Raw genomic sequence first — 16,652 nt, 5'->3', positions numbered from 1 at the left:
AATACTCAATGCGATTATGCTTTGCTTTTAATCAGCTGGCTCAGCATAAATAAGGATGTTGCGCTGATCACTACGGAAGGGCCGGCCGGTGTATCGAAGTGCCATGATAGGCTAAGCCCCATCAGTACTGCCACAGAGCCAATAATGGATGCGAACAATGCCATTTGCTCTGGTGATGAAGAGACTTTACGTGCTGTTGCGGCTGGGATAATTAGGAGCGAAGTCATGATCAACGCGCCAACGAACTTCATACCTACTGCGATTACTACACCCACCATTAGCATTAACACCAATCTAACTAAGTCTGTATTCACGCCCTCAACAGCGGCAAGTTCTTCACTGACAGTGCTAGAAAGCAGTGGGCGCCAGAAGACGTACAAACACGCGCTTACCGCAACAACACCTGCGTAAATAAACATCAGATCTTGTGGAGAGACGGCAAGTAAGTCCCCAAATAGGTAGCTCATTAAATCGACGCGCACGTTTTCCAAAAAGCTAACCGATACTAAACCGATAGAGAGTGCACTGTGTGCCAAGATACCTAACAACGTGTCTGTAGCCACAAGTTGTTGCTTTTGCAGAGTGACAAGCAAAACGGCCAGAGCTAAACAGCAGACGAGTAGCGCAAGGTAGAGATTTACGTTGAGCAAGAAGCCCAGCGCTAGGCCCATTAACGATGCATGAGCTAGGGTATCTCCGAAGTAAGCCATTTTACGCCAAACGACAAATGACCCAAGTGGACCGGCAATGATCGCGATACCAATACCAGCAAGAATAGAAGGTAGGAGAAACTCAATCATGATGGTGATGTCCGTGTTTATGGTGGGAGCATGATATCGCATCACCGCTTACTGGCGTTCCGGATAAATCGTGATGATGGTGCTCATGGTCGTGATGATAAAACGCGAGAGACTCTCTCGCTGCATTGCCAAATAGTGCGATGTAAGAAGGGTGCTGAGTAATAGTGGCAGGTGAACCTGAGCAGCAAACATGGTGATGCAGACAAATAACATCGTCCGTTTTCGCCATCACTAAATGTAAGTCATGCGATACCATAAATACGCCACAATCAAAGCGGTGACGAATGCTCTCAATTAAGTCATAGAGATCGATTTGACCTTGGATATCCACCCCCTGAGCTGGTTCGTCTAATACCAATAGCTGAGGACGTTGAAGCAGAGCGCGAGCCAGTAACACTCGTTGGTTTTCACCACCGGATAAGCGATGCATATTACTATTAAGTAAATGTTCAGCGCCAACAAGCCGTAATGCATCAATGCACTCCTGCTTACTGTATTTTCCTGCTAAATTTAGAAAGCGGGTTACATTCAATGGAAGGGAGTCATTGAGCTTCAACTTTTGAGGAACGTAACCAATTTTCAGTTTTCTTTGTCGGTTCAACTTGCCGCTAGTTGGCTTTTGAAGACCTAAGATAACTTTGACTAACGTTGATTTTCCCGCTCCATTGGGACCAATTAGGGTAGTTATTTTGCCCTTTTCTAATTCCATACTAATGTTATCGAGAACTCTGCGGCCATCGAACTCGACGCATAACTGCTCAAGATGGACTAAGGAAGACATGAATGAAACTCATTTGCAAATCAATAATGTTATAATGTAACATTATCTCACTTTCCACGCCATATCCCAAGTAAAACTATGAAAAGAGCATTAATTCTTGCTGCCTCAGCAATGTTAACACTGCCAGCACAGGCGGTAACGGTACTGACGAGTATCAAACCTATTCAGTTGTTAGTAACAGAGCTTACTCAAGGAGTAACTTCACCAGACGTGTTATTGCAGTCTAACACATCACCCCATGACTACGCTTTGCGTCCATCGGATGTTAAAAAGGTCGCTTCGGCTGATTTGGTTATCTGGTACGGACATGATCTTGAACCGTTTCTAGAGAAAGTTGTTTCGGATAGATCGAATACTTTGACTATTAGTCAAATTCCAAATCTAGAATTGCGTGAATTTGATAGTGAGCACAACCATGACCATGATGGGCACGATCATGGCTCACATGATCCGCACTTTTGGCTAGGTGTAAGCCAAGCACAACAAGTGGCCAAGGCTGTTGTGAATCAACTTGTATCACTTGATCCGGAAAATGCAGCTCAATATCAAGCGAACCTCAAAAAGTTTGAACTCGAGCTAAAAGACACTGACCAACAGATAAAGCAGAAGCTGGCACCAGTAAAAAACAAAGGTTACTTTGTATTCCATGATGCTTACGGTTATTTCGAAGATCGTTATGAACTAAATCAAATGGGGCATTTTACTGTGAGCCCGGAACGCAAGCCAGGAGCGAAGACCTTAATTCAAATTCGTCAAAAGCTAAGTGGTGGAGATGTGGCTTGTGTATTTTCTGAACCTCAGTTTACCCCGGCTGTCGTTCAGAGCGTAATGAGAGGCAGTGATGTCACTAAAGGCGAGCTTGACCCGTTAGGGAGTACAATTGAAGCAAAACCTGGCAGTTACTTTACTTTTCTCAACAATATGGCGAATAGTTTTGAGCAATGCTTGAACAAAAAGTCAGATTAAGTGCTGTCGTAATGTAGGAGTAGTCTTTTTAACGTGATCCAGTAGTAAGAATTACAACCTTTGGTAAGGCGAGCCTTTTCTCAGAAAGTAATTGAGATATCATTACCAATAATTATCAGCTCAAAATAACCGTATCAATCCATGTTTTACAAACGATGAACGGTCACTTTCAGAGCACAAATTGATACAAAAGGTTTTCGTCTTGCTACGCCTATTAGCCCTTGCTCTGTTGGGCTTTGTCTTATCCTACCAAGCATTTGCGCTTCATAATGCAAATGCAATCTTTTACCCTTTGCCAACTCAGGCAAAGGGTACTTTTATCGCGGCTAAAAAGTTGTTCTTGGGTGAAAAGGGCGGTTTGTGGATTCATGACGTACACGGACGAGTCCTGTTTTACGATGGTCAAACTATATTGCCTAAATCAGGTAGCTTCCTACAAACGTCGGCTAAGCAGTTGGCTTATCATAAAGGTGCTTTTTGGACCTTTATTGAAAATGAGGTCTATCGAACTTATCCAAATCAGGAACGACGTTTAGTCTTTAGTTTAAATCCAGGCTCACAAATAAGAAAAATAGGGTCTTCAAAGAACTATATTTGGGTGAGTGATGGCTCGCATTTCTATACCTACAATATCGACACTAGCGAGTTAAACTCTTTCTCTCTATTGCAGCTCTATCAACATAGTAATAATAGCTACGTTTACATTAATGATGCGGTGCTAGTTGAAACGAAGTGGGCACTAGCAACGACTTCCGGCTTCTATCTTTCTGAAGGTGATAAGTTTGACCATGTCGCTGCCTCAGGTCAAAGCTACATTGAGAAAGTCTATTATTCACACACGCGAAGAGAAATTTTGATAGGTACATTGCGTGGCGCTTTAATTTTCAACATTTACCAGCCTGATAAAGAAGTGATTAGAATTGGCGGCTCACATGTTTTGACATTCGCAGAGACAAATAAAGAGTATTGGGTGGGGACAGAGCATGGCCTTTATTTGTACTCATTTTTTTCAGGTGAGGTCACCGAAGTCGCGCCTGCAAGTTTTCTTGAGTTAGAGTTAGATAACACGAAGATTTATTCGTTGTTGAGCGACAATATGGGAGGGATGTGGATTGCGACTAACCAAGGTATTCGTTATTACTCGCTATTTAGTAAAAAATTTGAACGAGTGACCTTTAGTAGTTATGACTCACACACCCTATCAGGACGAATTCGGCAAACTATTGAAGGTCCTGATGGTGCGCTTTGGTTTGCTGATGACCGAAAGATTTATCGTTCAGGAAAGAGTGGGATTAACCAAGTCTTAGAGTTGGAGTCGCAGATCAATGAATTTGCGTTTCAAAACGGCATGCTTTGGCTTGCAACCTCAAAAGGGCTGGAAATATTTGATCTAAATGGTCTCAACAAGATTACATTTCCTTATTTACAGGTTATGGCCGGACATGCCGTAGAGCATGTGACCGTTGATGGTGATGACCGTCTTTGGGTATCAAGCGGATATCATCTTTACAATGTTGATACTGCTGCACAAAGCGTACGAAACTTTGGAAGTGAGTGGCTAGTAAGTCAGTATTTGCCTGCTAAGGTTACGCGCCTATATGATACTGAAGATGCCCTATTAATAGGCACCGATCATGGCGTATACCAATACAGTAATGACAACATCCAGTTTATCCGTTTTTCAGAAAAGTTTGGTGAATCATTAGACATGACCACGGCGGTTGATGGCAGCCAGTGGTTTGCTTCATCTTATGGTGTGTTTAAAACTGATACACGAAGCGATGAAAAACGTGTTGTTGAAATGAGTGAGCCCAACGCCAGACCTGCTTGCTTGATCAGAGACAGGCAAGGTGTATGGTTAGCTTCCTCTGTCGGTTTAAGCTATTACCACCTTTCGGGTGAGTTAGTGAAACATTACTCATCGTCATCAGGCTTAATGAACAATGAGTTCCTCCCTGGTATTTGTAGCGTTATACAGCAGACAGAAATTGGTGAGCGAGAGCTTGTTCTGGGGTCGAAGTACGGACTCGTAAAAGCAGAAGCATCCAAGCTGCTTGTATCTAATCCCCCAGAGTCTAAGTTTATTGTTAGCCAAGTTGTGCTTGAAAATGAAGTTCTGCAAGTTGGTAGTGCCGATCTGAATGGGCTCACACTGCCATATGGTTCTTCGCTGAGTTTTTTATTCGGTGTGATGCCAAAACCAGACAGTCAAAACTTGTACTATCGATTGAACAACGATGACCCATGGCAAACGTTAGAGGGGGGCCAACTGACACTCGAGCACCTTAGTTCCGGTGAATATCACTTGCAGGTCAGTAATGAGTCTCAAGTTGCCGCTGGAGTCGTTGGTTTAGAATCTCACTTTATCGTCCTTCATCCTTGGTATCTATCGCGATTTGCTATTTTAGGCTTTGTCGTAGCTAGTATTGCGGTCGTTGCAGTACTCGTATTCTGGCGCTCGCGCTACGTTGTACAGGCTAACCGTGATCTAGCAGCTCAAGTGACCCTCAAAACGAATCAGTTAAGACATCAAAGTAGAGTGTTGCTTACGAGCAACCAGCAATTACGTAAACAGATTCAAGTTAGAAACCTACTCGTAGACCATGTAGCTCTATCCATAAAATCAAGCGTCGACTTTATTGTGGCGAAACTACCTATGCCTCTGGATACTGCGACAGAGGATCATTTGGCTAAAACGAATTGGCAGTTAAATGAACTCAAAAGTGTTCCAAGTGATGTAAGTGGTGGGAGCCAGAACTACAACTTGAGTCAGATAACTCAGTCAGTGGTTGATGTATGGCAAGATGACTTTGCAAAAGCGGGTATTTTGGTAGAGCTAGAAGATGAGAGCAAGCAGAGCCGGGTTGCTCTGGAAAGCTTTAATCTTGATGTTATTTTCAATAGCATTTTTGCCAATATCATCAAGCGCTCTTTCCGAGGTCAAACGGTTAGAATTATGCTAGAAGAGGGGCATGATATTGTGTCATTGAGCTTTCTTGATTACGGGACGCAATTACCTAATAAAGTCGCGACTGGGTTTCCATCTAACTTAAATCACTCTGAGTTGAGTATTGACCACCTTGCCCAATTAGTGACAACGAGTGGTGGTTATTTGGCTGTCTTCTCTTCTGATGCTCAAAACAAAGTCGAGATTACATGGCCATCTGCGAAGGAAAGGAGTTATCTGGATGAACCGCAGCAAGAACTCAATCCTGTAACTATTGCAGAAGATCAAGTCACACCAGAGAAAGAGTGGTTGCAAAAAGTCTATCAATTAGTGGCAGAGCATTACCATGATCCTGAATTTGGCACTGCGTCAGCCGCTAAAATGCTGTATATGTCTGAACGCTCTTTGCAGAGACGTTTTAAATCTGCCTCGTCAAGAACGTTAAAAGACTATGTCACAGAGGTTCGTTTAGAAACGGCGTGTGAACAGTTATTGGCGGGTGAGAAAATCAGTGAAGTCGCCTTTAACTGTGGCTTTAATGATCCATCTTACTTTAGCCAAAAGTTTAAGCTACATTTTGGTTTGCCCCCGTCCAAGTTTGCTTTGACTCAAGAAAGCCAAGAAATTAACTAGAAAACCTTCATTACACGCTCCCTAGTTAATAGTTAAGATGCTGGGGAGCTGCATGCAGTGCTCTATTATTGCTGCAGTTGCTAACGCAGTGAGTTTCATTGTTTTTTCATCACATCTAGCCTACAAATCCATTCTCAACACGTAAGCACGATCACGTTCTATCTGTTAGTCGCGATGTTCATAGCAATAAGCATAAATGGCTTCAAGAGAATGATTTATTGATAGTTGCAACAAATAAATGACAGTTGTATTGCTGTATCAAAAGAGCGTTGTTCATTTGGGTGAATGATGGTGTGCGACATTCGTGAAAACGAAAACTGTGTTGAAAAGATGAATAAGGTAAAGAAGTTTTGAAAGAGGTGAAAAAAAATATCGTGGTATAGCCGGGGGGACTATACCACGGGTGTCAAGGACACCTTCGCTTGCTGCCGGAGTGACATGTTGCCATGCCACCTCTGGAATTTATTAGAGAGGTTGCCCTCTCGATGGAGTAACTATACGAGAGGTTACTTATTTTTCTTATAAAAATAACGCCATGTTTATATGAGAAAAGCGACAACGTTTGGTTTTTTACTTAACCAATTGTTTTAATTTGTATTTTTTGTTTTCTATCTTGGTTTGTGACATTTTTGTTTCGTTAGGTGTCATTTTTAATTGTTAATTTTGACGTAAATAACGGGAGGAAATTTACGAAGTTAACGTTTGAAAGCGTGAAAACATTTACGGAATCTTTGATTTCACACAAGGATTGAAGGGGTATAGGGGAGTAATATTGGCAACCTAAACTTATTAAATAATAATATTTCTCATTAGCAATACTCTTAAGGGCCACTATGAAGTTATCAGAGATTAATCCTGGCGATACGGTGACGATTCGGTTGTTAGATGGTCTTTCATCAGATATCAGAAAGAAACTCATGGTAATGGGGCTGCTTCCCAATACAGAAGTCAAAGTGATTCGACGTGCGCCAATGGGCGATCCTTTACAAGTCGAAGTCCGTGGTGTGTCTGTCGCATTGCGAGAAACAATTGCTCAGAAAATTGAAGTGGAGCGAGTGTAATGCAATATCAAGTGCTAACCGTAGGTAACCCTAATAGTGGTAAAACGACGCTATTTAATGGTTTAACTGGCGCAAAACAGCAAGTTGGTAACTGGGCAGGCGTCACGGTTGAAAAGAAAACGGGACAATTCAAGCATGCTGGGGATGAGTTTTTGCTCACTGACCTTCCGGGTATTTACTCATTAGACAGTGGTAATGATAGTAATAGTATTGATGAATCCATCGCATCGCGTGCGGTTCTAACTCATCCTGCTGATCTCATTATTAACGTGGTGGATGCTACAAGTTTAGAGCGCAGCTTATACATGACGCTGCAACTTCGCGAACTTGGTCGCCCTATGATTGTTGTCCTCAACAAGATGGATGCGCTAAAGCGTGAACGTCAGATGATTAACGTTGCAGAGCTTGAGAAAACGTTAGGTTGTCCGGTTGTCAGTTTATCTGCAACCAATAAAACTCAAGTGGCAGAGTTTAAAGAAAAGCTCCATAAATCCATCGTTCAAGGAGTGCCACTTAAAGAATTGTCTTTGCATTACGGTGAGAAGATGGAGTCGGCAATTCAAACGGTTTCCGCACTTTTTAACGACCAAAACGTCGCTCATCGTGCACTAGCGATTCGTGCGCTTGAAAAAGACACAATGGTGCTCAATAGTCTTTCTGATATTGATAGAAGCAAAGTCTTGGAAGTCATTACGACGTTAGATTTGGATATCGATTTGCATGTCGCGGATACTAAGTACACGCATCTGCATGAACAGTGTAAAAAAGTTCGCCGAAGCGAAGGCAAGTTAAGTCGTAGTGTGACTGAAAGACTCGACCAGTTTATTTTGAACAAGTGGATTGGAATTCCTTTCTTCTTTGTTGTTATGTACCTGATGTTTATGTTCTCGATTAACATCGGTAGTGCATTTATCGACTTTTTTGACATTGGTGTGGGCGCATTATTGGTTGATGGTGGGCATCACTTGTTAGACGGTCATTTGCCTGTGTGGTTAGTGACGGTTCTTGCTGATGGTATCGGTGGTGGTATCCAGACGGTTGCAACCTTCATTCCGGTTATCGCGTGTTTGTACCTCTTCCTAGCGGTACTTGAGAGCTCAGGTTACATGGCTCGTGCAGCATTCGTACTAGATAAAGTGATGCAGAAGATCGGCCTACCGGGCAAAGCATTTGTACCGTTGGTTCTTGGTTTTGGCTGTAACGTACCGTCAATCATGGCAACTCGTACTCTAGACCAAGAACGTGAGCGTAAACTGGCTGCCTCTATGGCACCATTTATGTCATGTGGTGCTCGTCTGCCTGTATACGCGCTATTCGCTGCGGCATTCTTCCCAGGTTCTGGCCAGAACATTGTATTCGCACTTTACCTACTTGGTATTGTGGCAGCGATCTTCACAGGTCTTTTCCTTAAGCACACGCTTTACCCAGGTAGCAGCGACAGCCTAGTGATGGAAATGCCAGATTACGAGCTTCCGACGCTACAAAACGTGGTGATCAAAACTTGGCAAAAGCTAAAGCGCTTTGTACTTGGTGCAGGTAAAACCATCGTTATCGTTGTTGCTATTCTGAGTTTCTTCAACTCATTGGGTACTGATGGCAGTTTTGGTAACGAAGACAGCGAAAACTCGGTGCTTTCTAAAGCTGCGCAAGTTGTTACTCCAGTATTCGCGCCAATCGGTGTTCAAGAAGATAACTGGCCAGCGACGGTTGGTATCATTACCGGTATCTTCGCAAAAGAGGCGGTAGTTGGTACGCTTAACAGCCTATACACCACGCCAAGCGACGGTGAAGACGCAGAATTTGATCTAATGGGCAGCCTAGAAGAGGCAGTAATGAGTATCCCTGAAAACCTAGCCGGTTTGAGCTACTCAGATCCACTAGGCATTGAAGTGGGTGACTTAACTGACTCAAATGCCGTTGCCGAAGAACAAGAAGTCGATGCTTCTATCTTCGGTAACATTAAATCGCAGTTTGCTTCTGGCAATGCCGCATTTGCTTACCTAATCTTTATCCTACTGTACACACCTTGTGTGGCGGCGATGGGGGCTTACGTACGTGAGTTTGGTCATAAGTTCGCACGCTTTATCGCGGTTTGGACAATGGGCTTGGCTTACCTATGTGCGACGTTCTACAACCAATTGACGCATTTCGCAGATAGCCCAGTGACAAGTGGCATTTGGATGGCAGTGATCGTAGCTATCTTCTTTGGCACATACCGTGTGTTCAAACGAGTTGGTAAGAAACAAAACGGTGCATTAGAGGCGCAAGTAGCATGATTTTAAAAGAGCTTTATCAATACATTGCAGACAAAGGAACCGTTTCCCAGTCAGATCTGGCTAAGCAGTTTGGGATGAGTGAAGATGGTGCTGACGCGATGTTAAGTGTGTGGATTAAGAAGGGCAAAATTAGCCGCCTAGTTGACACCAATAAAGCTCATGACGTGACTCGAGTTCGCTACTCAGTGACTAAACAAGATGGTTTGTCTCTGACAGTCACCATGTAGCGACTATCAAAATTAGTCACCTAAAAATTATCACGTAAAAACGACAAAGCCGCATCAGCAATGATGCGGCTTTTATTTTGCTGGTTATTGTTTGTGAATACAGCGAAATTAATGTTCTTCAGAGTGTTTAGTCGCGCCTAACCCTAGGAACTTTAAACCAAGACTTAAAACTAAAATCGAAATAGGTAATGTTAAGATCGTCCAATCTAAGCTGTCGAAGTTAATCAGCACGAGCTCTAAGAACTTCACAAACAAGATCACGATGATGACTTCAGCCAAAATGTTTTTTAGATGGCCGATGTTTGGGGTTCTGATCCAATGCAAAACCGACTGCTCTTGTGTTTTCGCTTTAGCTTTGTTGGAAATAAATAGTGTGTAGATGCCGTGAGCAAAGATGAACAAAACTAGTGCGACAAGAAACGTATCCAGTGACTTGATCAAATAAGCGATCGCGATGTCTGCTTTATCTAAATGTGCGAGTGCTTCTGGAGGTGTTTGATTTAGAATGAAGACCGCAAATGCCGAATAGGTTTTTGCTGCACCCATAAGAAAAAGCAAGAATGAAGCAGCCATAGAACAGATAATGGCGATCCAGCTGACGTATCGGAATGTGTTGAAGACTTGTTTCATGATGACCCTCTCTAACTGAGCTGGTAGTCTAAACAAGTTTTATTTTAGTGATAATCCCAGAAAAATGAGAAAGATTGTTACAAATACGTATTAATCTTTCTCTGTCTATTTCAGCCGTATTCAAAGGCGAATTATTTTCGCTAGCAGTGCTTATGCTTTTTGGAAAATAGAGCTCAGTGACAGCACATTTTTAATGCGACCAAGCAATTCGTTTTGCTCTTCTTCTGTACGGAATTCACCTTTGGTGTTCCCCCAAACCGGTCCCGGCCATGCTACGTCATCTTTGAAGCGAGCAATATGGTGAATGTGCAGCTGTGGCACCATATTACCTAGCGCACCAAGGTTTAGCTTGTCTGGACGGAATGTTGCTTCCAGTGCTTGGCTTACCGCTTGAGACTCTAGCAAAAACTGTTGCTGTTCTTGCATTGGCAAGTGGTGAAGCTCTTTTAGGTTTGCACGTTTAGGGACCAAGATAACCCATGGCACGGCGTTATCTTTATGCAGAAGCGCCACACACAGTGGGAAGTGGCCGATAACGGTGGTGTCTTTTGCCAGTTGAGGGTGCAGTTCAAAACTCATTATGTTGTCCGATTTGAATTGAATGACATCAGTATACGCCAGATAAAACAAAAGGTTGACGCTTTCACGTCAACCTTTCTAAATCGTCTCGATTCTAGAATCGCTTACATGCGCTCTAGAGTATCAATACCTAGTAGAGACAGACCTTGCTTGATGGTCTTCGCTGTTAGCGCTGCTAGTTTCAGACGGCTTTGTTTCACTGCTTCGTCTTCAGCAACTAGGATAGGGCACGCTTCGTAGAAGCTAGAGAACTGACCTGCTAGTTCGAATAGGTAGCTACACATGATGTGTGGTTGACCTTCGCGAGCGACAGATTGAACCGCTTCTTCGAACTGCATAAGCTTAGCAATAAGTGCTTTCTCTTTCTCATCAGTGATTTTGATGTCACCTTGGAGAGCGTCCATAGCAACACCAGCTTTAGCGAAAATAGAAGCTACGCGAGTGTATGCATATTGCATGTATGGTGCTGTGTTACCTTCAAACGCTAACATGTTGTCCCAATCGAACACGTAGTCAGTCGTACGGTGTTTAGATAAGTCAGAGTATTTAACCGCTGCCATTGCAACTGTTTTAGAGATCTTATCTTTTTCTTCCGCATCCAGTTCAGGGTTTTTAGATTCGATCAGTTGTGCTGCACGAACTTCTGCTTCATCTAGAAGGTCGGCAAGACGAACGGTACCACCCGCACGAGTCTTGAATGGCTTACCATCTTTACCAAGCATCATGCCGAACGCGTGGTGCTCAAGAGATACTGACTCTGGTACGTAGCCTGCTTTACGAACAATTGTCCAAGCTTGCATTAGGTGCTGGTGTTGACGTGAGTCGATGAAGTAAAGCACACGGTCTGCGCTTAGCTCTTCATAACGATATTTTGCACATGCGATGTCTGTTGTTGTGTATAGGAAACCGCCATCGCGTTTTTGAACGATAACGCCCATTGGTTCGCCATCTTTGTTCTTGTATTCATCTAGGAATACAACTTGCGCGCCATCATCTTCAACGGCAAGACCTTGTTCTTTTAGGTCTGCAACGATCTTAGGAAGCATGTCGTTGTACATGCTCTCGCCCATCACGTCGTCACGAGTCAGTGACACGTTTAGACGGTCGTAGTTGCGCTGGTTTTGGATCATGGTTACATCAACGAGTTTTTTCCACATTTCTGCACAGTACTCGTCACCGCTTTGCAGTTTCACAACGTAGTTTCGCGCTTTCACTGCGAATTCTTCGTCTTCGTCGTACAGTTTCTTAGACTCACGGTAGAAGCCTTCAAGGTCAGCCAGTTCCATAGAAACTTCGCCAGACTCTTGTTGTACACGCTCAAGGTTTGCGATAAGCATACCGAACTGAGTACCCCAGTCGCCGATGTGGTTCGCACGGATCACTTTGTGACCTAGGAACTCAAGAGTACGTACTACCGCATCACCGATGATGGTTGAACGTAGGTGACCAACGTGCATTTCTTTAGCAACGTTTGGTGCAGAGTAGTCAGCAACGATAGTTTGAGCTTCGTCTGCTGCAACGCCAAGACGTGAGTCAGCCAGTGCTGCTTCCGCTTGTTTTGCTAGGAACTCTTCGCTTAGGAAAATGTTGATGAAACCAGGACCTGCGATTTCTGTCTTGCTCGCAATACCGTCTAGGTCTAGAACATCCAGTACTTTCTGTGCAAATTCTCGTGGGTTAGTACCCAGTTTTTTAGCAACGCCCATTACGCCGTTTGCTTGGTAGTCACCAAATTGTGGCTTTGCTGATTGGCGTACCGCCGCAGGACTGCCTGCAGGTGCGCCAGCGGCTTCTAGAGCCTGAGATACTTTGTCATTAATAAGTGCTTGGATATTCACACGCGTTTCCTTCAATTCAAGGACGAAGAACTCGGCGAAGTAAGTGCCGAGTTCTGTTGGAGTTCACAAAAATGGGGCTAATGATAACAACTTTATTGCTTTTCATACAGAGAGGAATTGGGGAAATTTATACTTTTTCGATTGAATGGAAATGTGGTTTGGTTTGCGTTTACTATTGCGCTCAGAGTAATAAGATAAATCGCCCCAAAAGAGAACCACAATGACGACTCAACTAGTTGAAAAACGCCTAGCGCCTAAATTGATGATCCAAGATCTGGATGCATTTATGGCGAAGATTGAAGAGCTTGCATCCCTGTTAAAACTGGATCTGAGCTTTGCTCAAGCTGACCATATTGCGCTGCGAATTAATGATACTGAAACAGCAAAAGCCGCGCATGAAGCATGGAATCAATACGGTAAGGTGATTTCACAAGCGAAAATCAACGGTCGTCCAATCATCGTTATCGAATTCGACAAAGCGTTGGAAAGCCGTGGTTGGAAGATTGAGTGTCTGGAACTGCCATACCCTGCGGAAGGCAAAATCTACCCAAATGAAAGCTGGGAACATGTGGAGTTCGTGATTCCATCTCATGCTGAAACCGCAGACGCGTTTCTTGCTGATTTGAAACACACTTACCCAGCGTTTGGGGCGCGTTTTAATGAGTTGGAAGAGCTGGGTGTGAAGATCAAACTGTCGAGCCCGAAAGGGGATGGCGAACGCTTGAATAACCCAACGGTGGCGTTTAAGTACCAAGACATTTGTATCAAACTGCACCCGCATTCACTTAAGCGTATTGTGGAGTCTGAGCAGGCTGAATAAGCAAGTTTTGAACGACTAGAAAGAAGAAAGGTTTGCAAATGAGCAACCCTTTCTTTCATTCAAAAGCGATGAACTTAAAGGATCACTGTCTTATTCCCATAAACAAAGACGTGGTCATTGATCACTTTATTCAAAGCCTTACTCAATACGTTCTTCTCTACATCGCGTCCCGCTTGCGCCATATCTTGGGCATTGAATGTATGGTCGACAGGAATTACGTCTTGCTTGATGATCGGCCCTTCATCTAAATCATTAGTCACGAAGTGTGCTGTTGCACCGATGATTTTCACACCGCGATCGTAAGCTTGTTGATATGGCTTCGCGCCAATAAAAGCAGGTAAGAAGCTGTGATGAATATTAATGATTTTGTGGTGATATTTCTCAACAAACGTCGGCGTTAATACGCGCATGTATTTAGCTAGCACCAAAAAGTCAGCATCGTATTGATCGATCACTTCTAGCATCTTCTGCTCGTGTTCTTCACGGCTAAGGTTTTCATGGGTCACATGGTGGTAAGGAATGTCGAAGCGTTCAGTGAGAGTTTGCAGTTTGTCGTAATTCCCCACCACAGCGGCGATCTCAACATCTAGGCTTCCATCGTAGGTTTTCATCAGAATATCGCCTAAACAATGCGCTTCTTTTGTGACGAGAATGACGATGCGCTTACGGCGAGAGCCAACCAATTTACGCTTAGCACCTTGCGGGAGAGCTTGGTCCAAGTCGGCAAGAAACGTTTGATCGTTGAAGTACCCCTCCAACTCCGTTCTCATGAAAAAGTGGCCACTGGTATTATCAACAAATTCGTTATTGTGAACGATGTTGAGTTGGTGCTTGTAACAGATATTAGTAATTTTCGAGATGAGCCCCGGGGCGTCAGAACAGTGAGTCAACAGTGTTTTCTTTTCCATAAATCAGGTACTTCCATGCATTAATATTTTAGCGTACGAATTTGTTATTATTCCCTGGCGGGTGTAACTGTACTGCCATGTTTCACCATAAATAATCTATTCTTACGTTGGTTTCAACAAAATATCCTTGTGTCGCCGCAAGCTGGTCAGATTGTGGGCTGATGTCACTCCTATTCCTCTGATATACTCTCGATAATTTTTCAAACTCAATACCAAGCATGATCGCAAAAACTTTTTCCTCTGATGGCGCGTTAGGTAAGGCCATTCCTGGCTTTCAAGCTCGTCAGCCACAAATCGATATGGCGGAAGCCGTCAGCAGTGCGATCAAAGATCAAACCCAGTTGGTGGTGGAGGCAGGAACCGGAACCGGTAAGACCTTCGCATACCTAGTCCCTGTGCTGTTGAGTGGTAAAAAAGTGATTATCAGTACAGGCTCGAAAAACTTGCAAGAGCAGTTGTACCATCGTGACTTACCGCTCATGGTCAATGCGCTTGGTTTTTATGGCCAAGTGGCGTTATTAAAAGGGCGCTCTAATTATCTGTGTTTGGATCGTTTGAGCCGCCAAATGGTCGAAAGCCACACTAATGAATCTGACCCAACGTTATTAACTCAACTGGTTAAAGTGCGTGCTTGGTCATCAGAAACCAAAACAGGTGACCTTGGGGATTGTGATGATCTGCCAGAAGACAGCATGATCATTCCGACCATCACCTCAACCAATGATAACTGTTTAGGTAAAGAATGTCCGAGCTACACTGATTGCTTTGTATTGAAAGCGCGTAAGCGAGCCATGGATTCCGACATTGTTGTGGTGAACCATCACTTGTTTCTTGCTGATTTAGCGATCAAAGAAACAGGATTCGGTGAACTGATTCCAGAAGCCGATGTGTTTATTTTTGATGAAGCTCATCAGTTGCCAGATATTGCGAGCGAATATTTCGGCCAGTCAGTTTCAAGCCGCCAAATTCACGATCTTGCCAAAGACATTGAAATAGCCTACCGCACCGAAGCCAAAGATATGCGTCAATTGCAAAAAGTGGGCGACAAACTCATGCAAAGCGCAATGGACATGCGGATTGTATTGGGTGAGCCAGGCTTTCGTGGCAACTGGCGTGAGGCGTTGCAATCAGGTTCTATTAAGCGAGAATTATTGCGCTTAACTGACAGCCTCGAATTGGCGATTGATGTACTCAAAATAGCTTTAGGGCGCAGTCAATTACTGGATACCGCTTTTGAACGAGCCAATTTGATCAAAGGCCGCATCGACCGCGTCTGTGATGTCGATATTACCGGTTACTCATACTGGTACGATACCTCACCTCGTCATTTCGCTCTGCACATTACGCCTCTTTCTGTCGCGGACAAGTTCCATGAGCAAATAGAGATTAAACAAGGCGCGTGGATTTTCACGTCAGCAACCCTAGCTGTATCGGGCGACTTCAAGCACTTTACTGAGCGCCTTGGCCTCAAGCCTACAAAGCAATTTTCTCTGCCGTCCCCCTTTGATTATCAAAAACAAGCGCGCCTTTGTGTGCCAAGGTATTTGCCAGAGCCAAACAGTAACGGCTTAGCGGATAAGTTAGTCCGAATGCTTGCTCCGGTGATTGAAGAAAATGATGGTCGCTGCTTCTTTTTATGTACCTCGCACAGCATGATGCGTGAACTAGGTGAGAAGTTCCGAGAAGTACTTGAGCTGCCTGTGTTAATGCAAGGGGAGATGAGTAAGCAGAAAACCTTGGCGGAGTTTATGGAACTGGGTAACGCTTTACTCGTGGCGACGGGCGCTTTCTGGGAAGGGATTGATGTTAGAGGTGATGCGCTGAGCTGTGTTATTATCGACAAATTACCGTTTACCGCCCCTGACGATCCGTTACTCAAAGCCCGTATCGAGGATTGTCGATTACGTGGCGGTGAACCATTTGCTGAAGTACAAATCCCGGATGCAGTGATTACGTTAAAGCAGGGAGTAGGGCGATTAATTCGAGATCAGAAGGATCACGGTGCGTTGATCATTTGTGATAATCGCCTCGTCACGCGAGACTATGGTGGTATTTTCCTCGGAAGCCTACCACCTATCCCAAGGACGCGAGACTTAGATGGAATCAAAGCATTCCTGAAAGCAGAACAATCTGTCACAGACGCAAGTGCTGAGGCATAACCCAATAAATGAGAGTTGTAGAGAGTT

The 16,652-nt window shown here is 43.9% G+C and carries 13 protein-coding genes; 7 read left to right on the top strand and 6 right to left on the bottom strand.

The window, feature by feature from the left end; translation table 11 throughout:
• Nucleotides 1–14: 14 nt before the first annotated feature.
• Together znuB and znuC are read right to left on the bottom strand one after the other, a co-directional pair.
• A complete protein-coding gene (znuB, locus tag R7E47_RS16385; RefSeq protein WP_005382183.1) occupies nt 15–800 on the bottom strand; it encodes a zinc ABC transporter permease subunit ZnuB in 786 nt (261 codons plus the stop codon).
• A complete protein-coding gene (gene znuC / locus R7E47_RS16380) occupies nt 793–1,581 on the bottom strand; it encodes a zinc ABC transporter ATP-binding protein ZnuC (protein WP_017634809.1) in 789 nt (262 codons plus the stop codon). Before znuC ends, znuB begins: the two co-directional genes overlap by 8 nt.
• Nucleotides 1,582–1,659: 78 nt before the next feature.
• On the opposite strand from znuC, the gene znuA reads away from it, so the two are divergent.
• The 5 genes from znuA (at nt 1,660) to R7E47_RS16355 (ending at nt 9,691) form a co-directional block, all read left to right on the top strand.
• Nucleotides 1,660–2,547: a zinc ABC transporter substrate-binding protein ZnuA gene (gene znuA / locus R7E47_RS16375; protein ID WP_065274261.1), complete on the top strand. Its 888-nt coding sequence runs from the start codon at nt 1,660–1,662 to the stop codon at nt 2,545–2,547.
• A gap of 202 nt (nt 2,548–2,749) precedes the next feature.
• Nucleotides 2,750–6,127, top strand: a complete 3,378-nt coding sequence (locus R7E47_RS16370; RefSeq protein WP_318084656.1) for a helix-turn-helix domain-containing protein — start codon at nt 2,750–2,752, stop codon at nt 6,125–6,127.
• Nucleotides 6,128–6,960: 833 nt separating this feature from the next.
• Nucleotides 6,961–7,188, top strand: coding sequence for a ferrous iron transport protein A (locus tag R7E47_RS16365; protein ID WP_005382190.1), 228 nt, complete (start codon nt 6,961–6,963; stop codon nt 7,186–7,188).
• Nucleotides 7,188–9,464, top strand: coding sequence for a Fe(2+) transporter permease subunit FeoB (gene feoB, locus R7E47_RS16360; RefSeq protein WP_053307516.1), 2,277 nt, complete (start codon nt 7,188–7,190; stop codon nt 9,462–9,464). The genes R7E47_RS16365 and feoB overlap by 1 nt, the downstream gene beginning before the upstream one ends.
• On the top strand, nt 9,461–9,691 hold the full coding sequence (locus R7E47_RS16355) for a FeoC-like transcriptional regulator (RefSeq protein ID WP_005426709.1): 231 nt from the start codon (nt 9,461–9,463) through the stop codon (nt 9,689–9,691). Before feoB ends, R7E47_RS16355 begins: the two co-directional genes overlap by 4 nt.
• A gap of 108 nt (nt 9,692–9,799) precedes the next feature.
• Here the strand turns inward: R7E47_RS16355 and R7E47_RS16350 are convergent, their stop codons facing one another.
• The 3 genes from R7E47_RS16350 to argS form a co-directional block, all read right to left on the bottom strand.
• Nucleotides 9,800–10,321, bottom strand: coding sequence for a YqhA family protein (locus R7E47_RS16350; RefSeq protein WP_042523163.1), 522 nt, complete (start codon nt 10,319–10,321; stop codon nt 9,800–9,802).
• A 150-nt stretch (nt 10,322–10,471) separates the two neighbouring features.
• Nucleotides 10,472–10,900, bottom strand: a complete 429-nt coding sequence (locus R7E47_RS16345; protein WP_005382194.1) for an HIT family protein — start codon at nt 10,898–10,900, stop codon at nt 10,472–10,474.
• 104 nt (nt 10,901–11,004) lie between these two features.
• A complete protein-coding gene (gene argS, locus R7E47_RS16340) occupies nt 11,005–12,738 on the bottom strand; it encodes an arginine--tRNA ligase (protein WP_053307515.1) in 1,734 nt (577 codons plus the stop codon).
• Between the two features lie 220 nt (nt 12,739–12,958).
• Here argS and R7E47_RS16335 point away from each other — a divergent pair, with 220 nt between their 5' ends.
• The gene (locus tag R7E47_RS16335) at nt 12,959–13,558 is read left to right on the top strand and encodes a VOC family protein (RefSeq protein WP_213876683.1); all 600 of its coding nucleotides are present in this window, start codon (nt 12,959–12,961) and stop codon (nt 13,556–13,558) included.
• Between the two features lie 74 nt (nt 13,559–13,632).
• On the opposite strand, the gene purU is transcribed toward R7E47_RS16335, so the two are convergent.
• A complete protein-coding gene (gene purU / locus R7E47_RS16330; RefSeq protein ID WP_005382206.1) occupies nt 13,633–14,466 on the bottom strand; it encodes a formyltetrahydrofolate deformylase in 834 nt (277 codons plus the stop codon).
• 218 nt (nt 14,467–14,684) lie between these two features.
• On the opposite strand from purU, the gene R7E47_RS16325 reads away from it, so the two are divergent.
• Nucleotides 14,685–16,625, top strand: coding sequence for an ATP-dependent DNA helicase (locus R7E47_RS16325; protein ID WP_318084652.1), 1,941 nt, complete (start codon nt 14,685–14,687; stop codon nt 16,623–16,625).
• Nucleotides 16,626–16,652: the final 27 nt, after the last annotated feature.

The organism is Vibrio sp. Vb1026 (assembly GCF_033338745.1).
GTDB classification, from domain to species: domain Bacteria; phylum Pseudomonadota; class Gammaproteobacteria; order Enterobacterales; family Vibrionaceae; genus Vibrio; species Vibrio alginolyticus.
The sequence above is the reverse complement of the archived record's forward strand: the minus strand, read 5'-3'. Positions and strand labels throughout refer to the sequence as shown.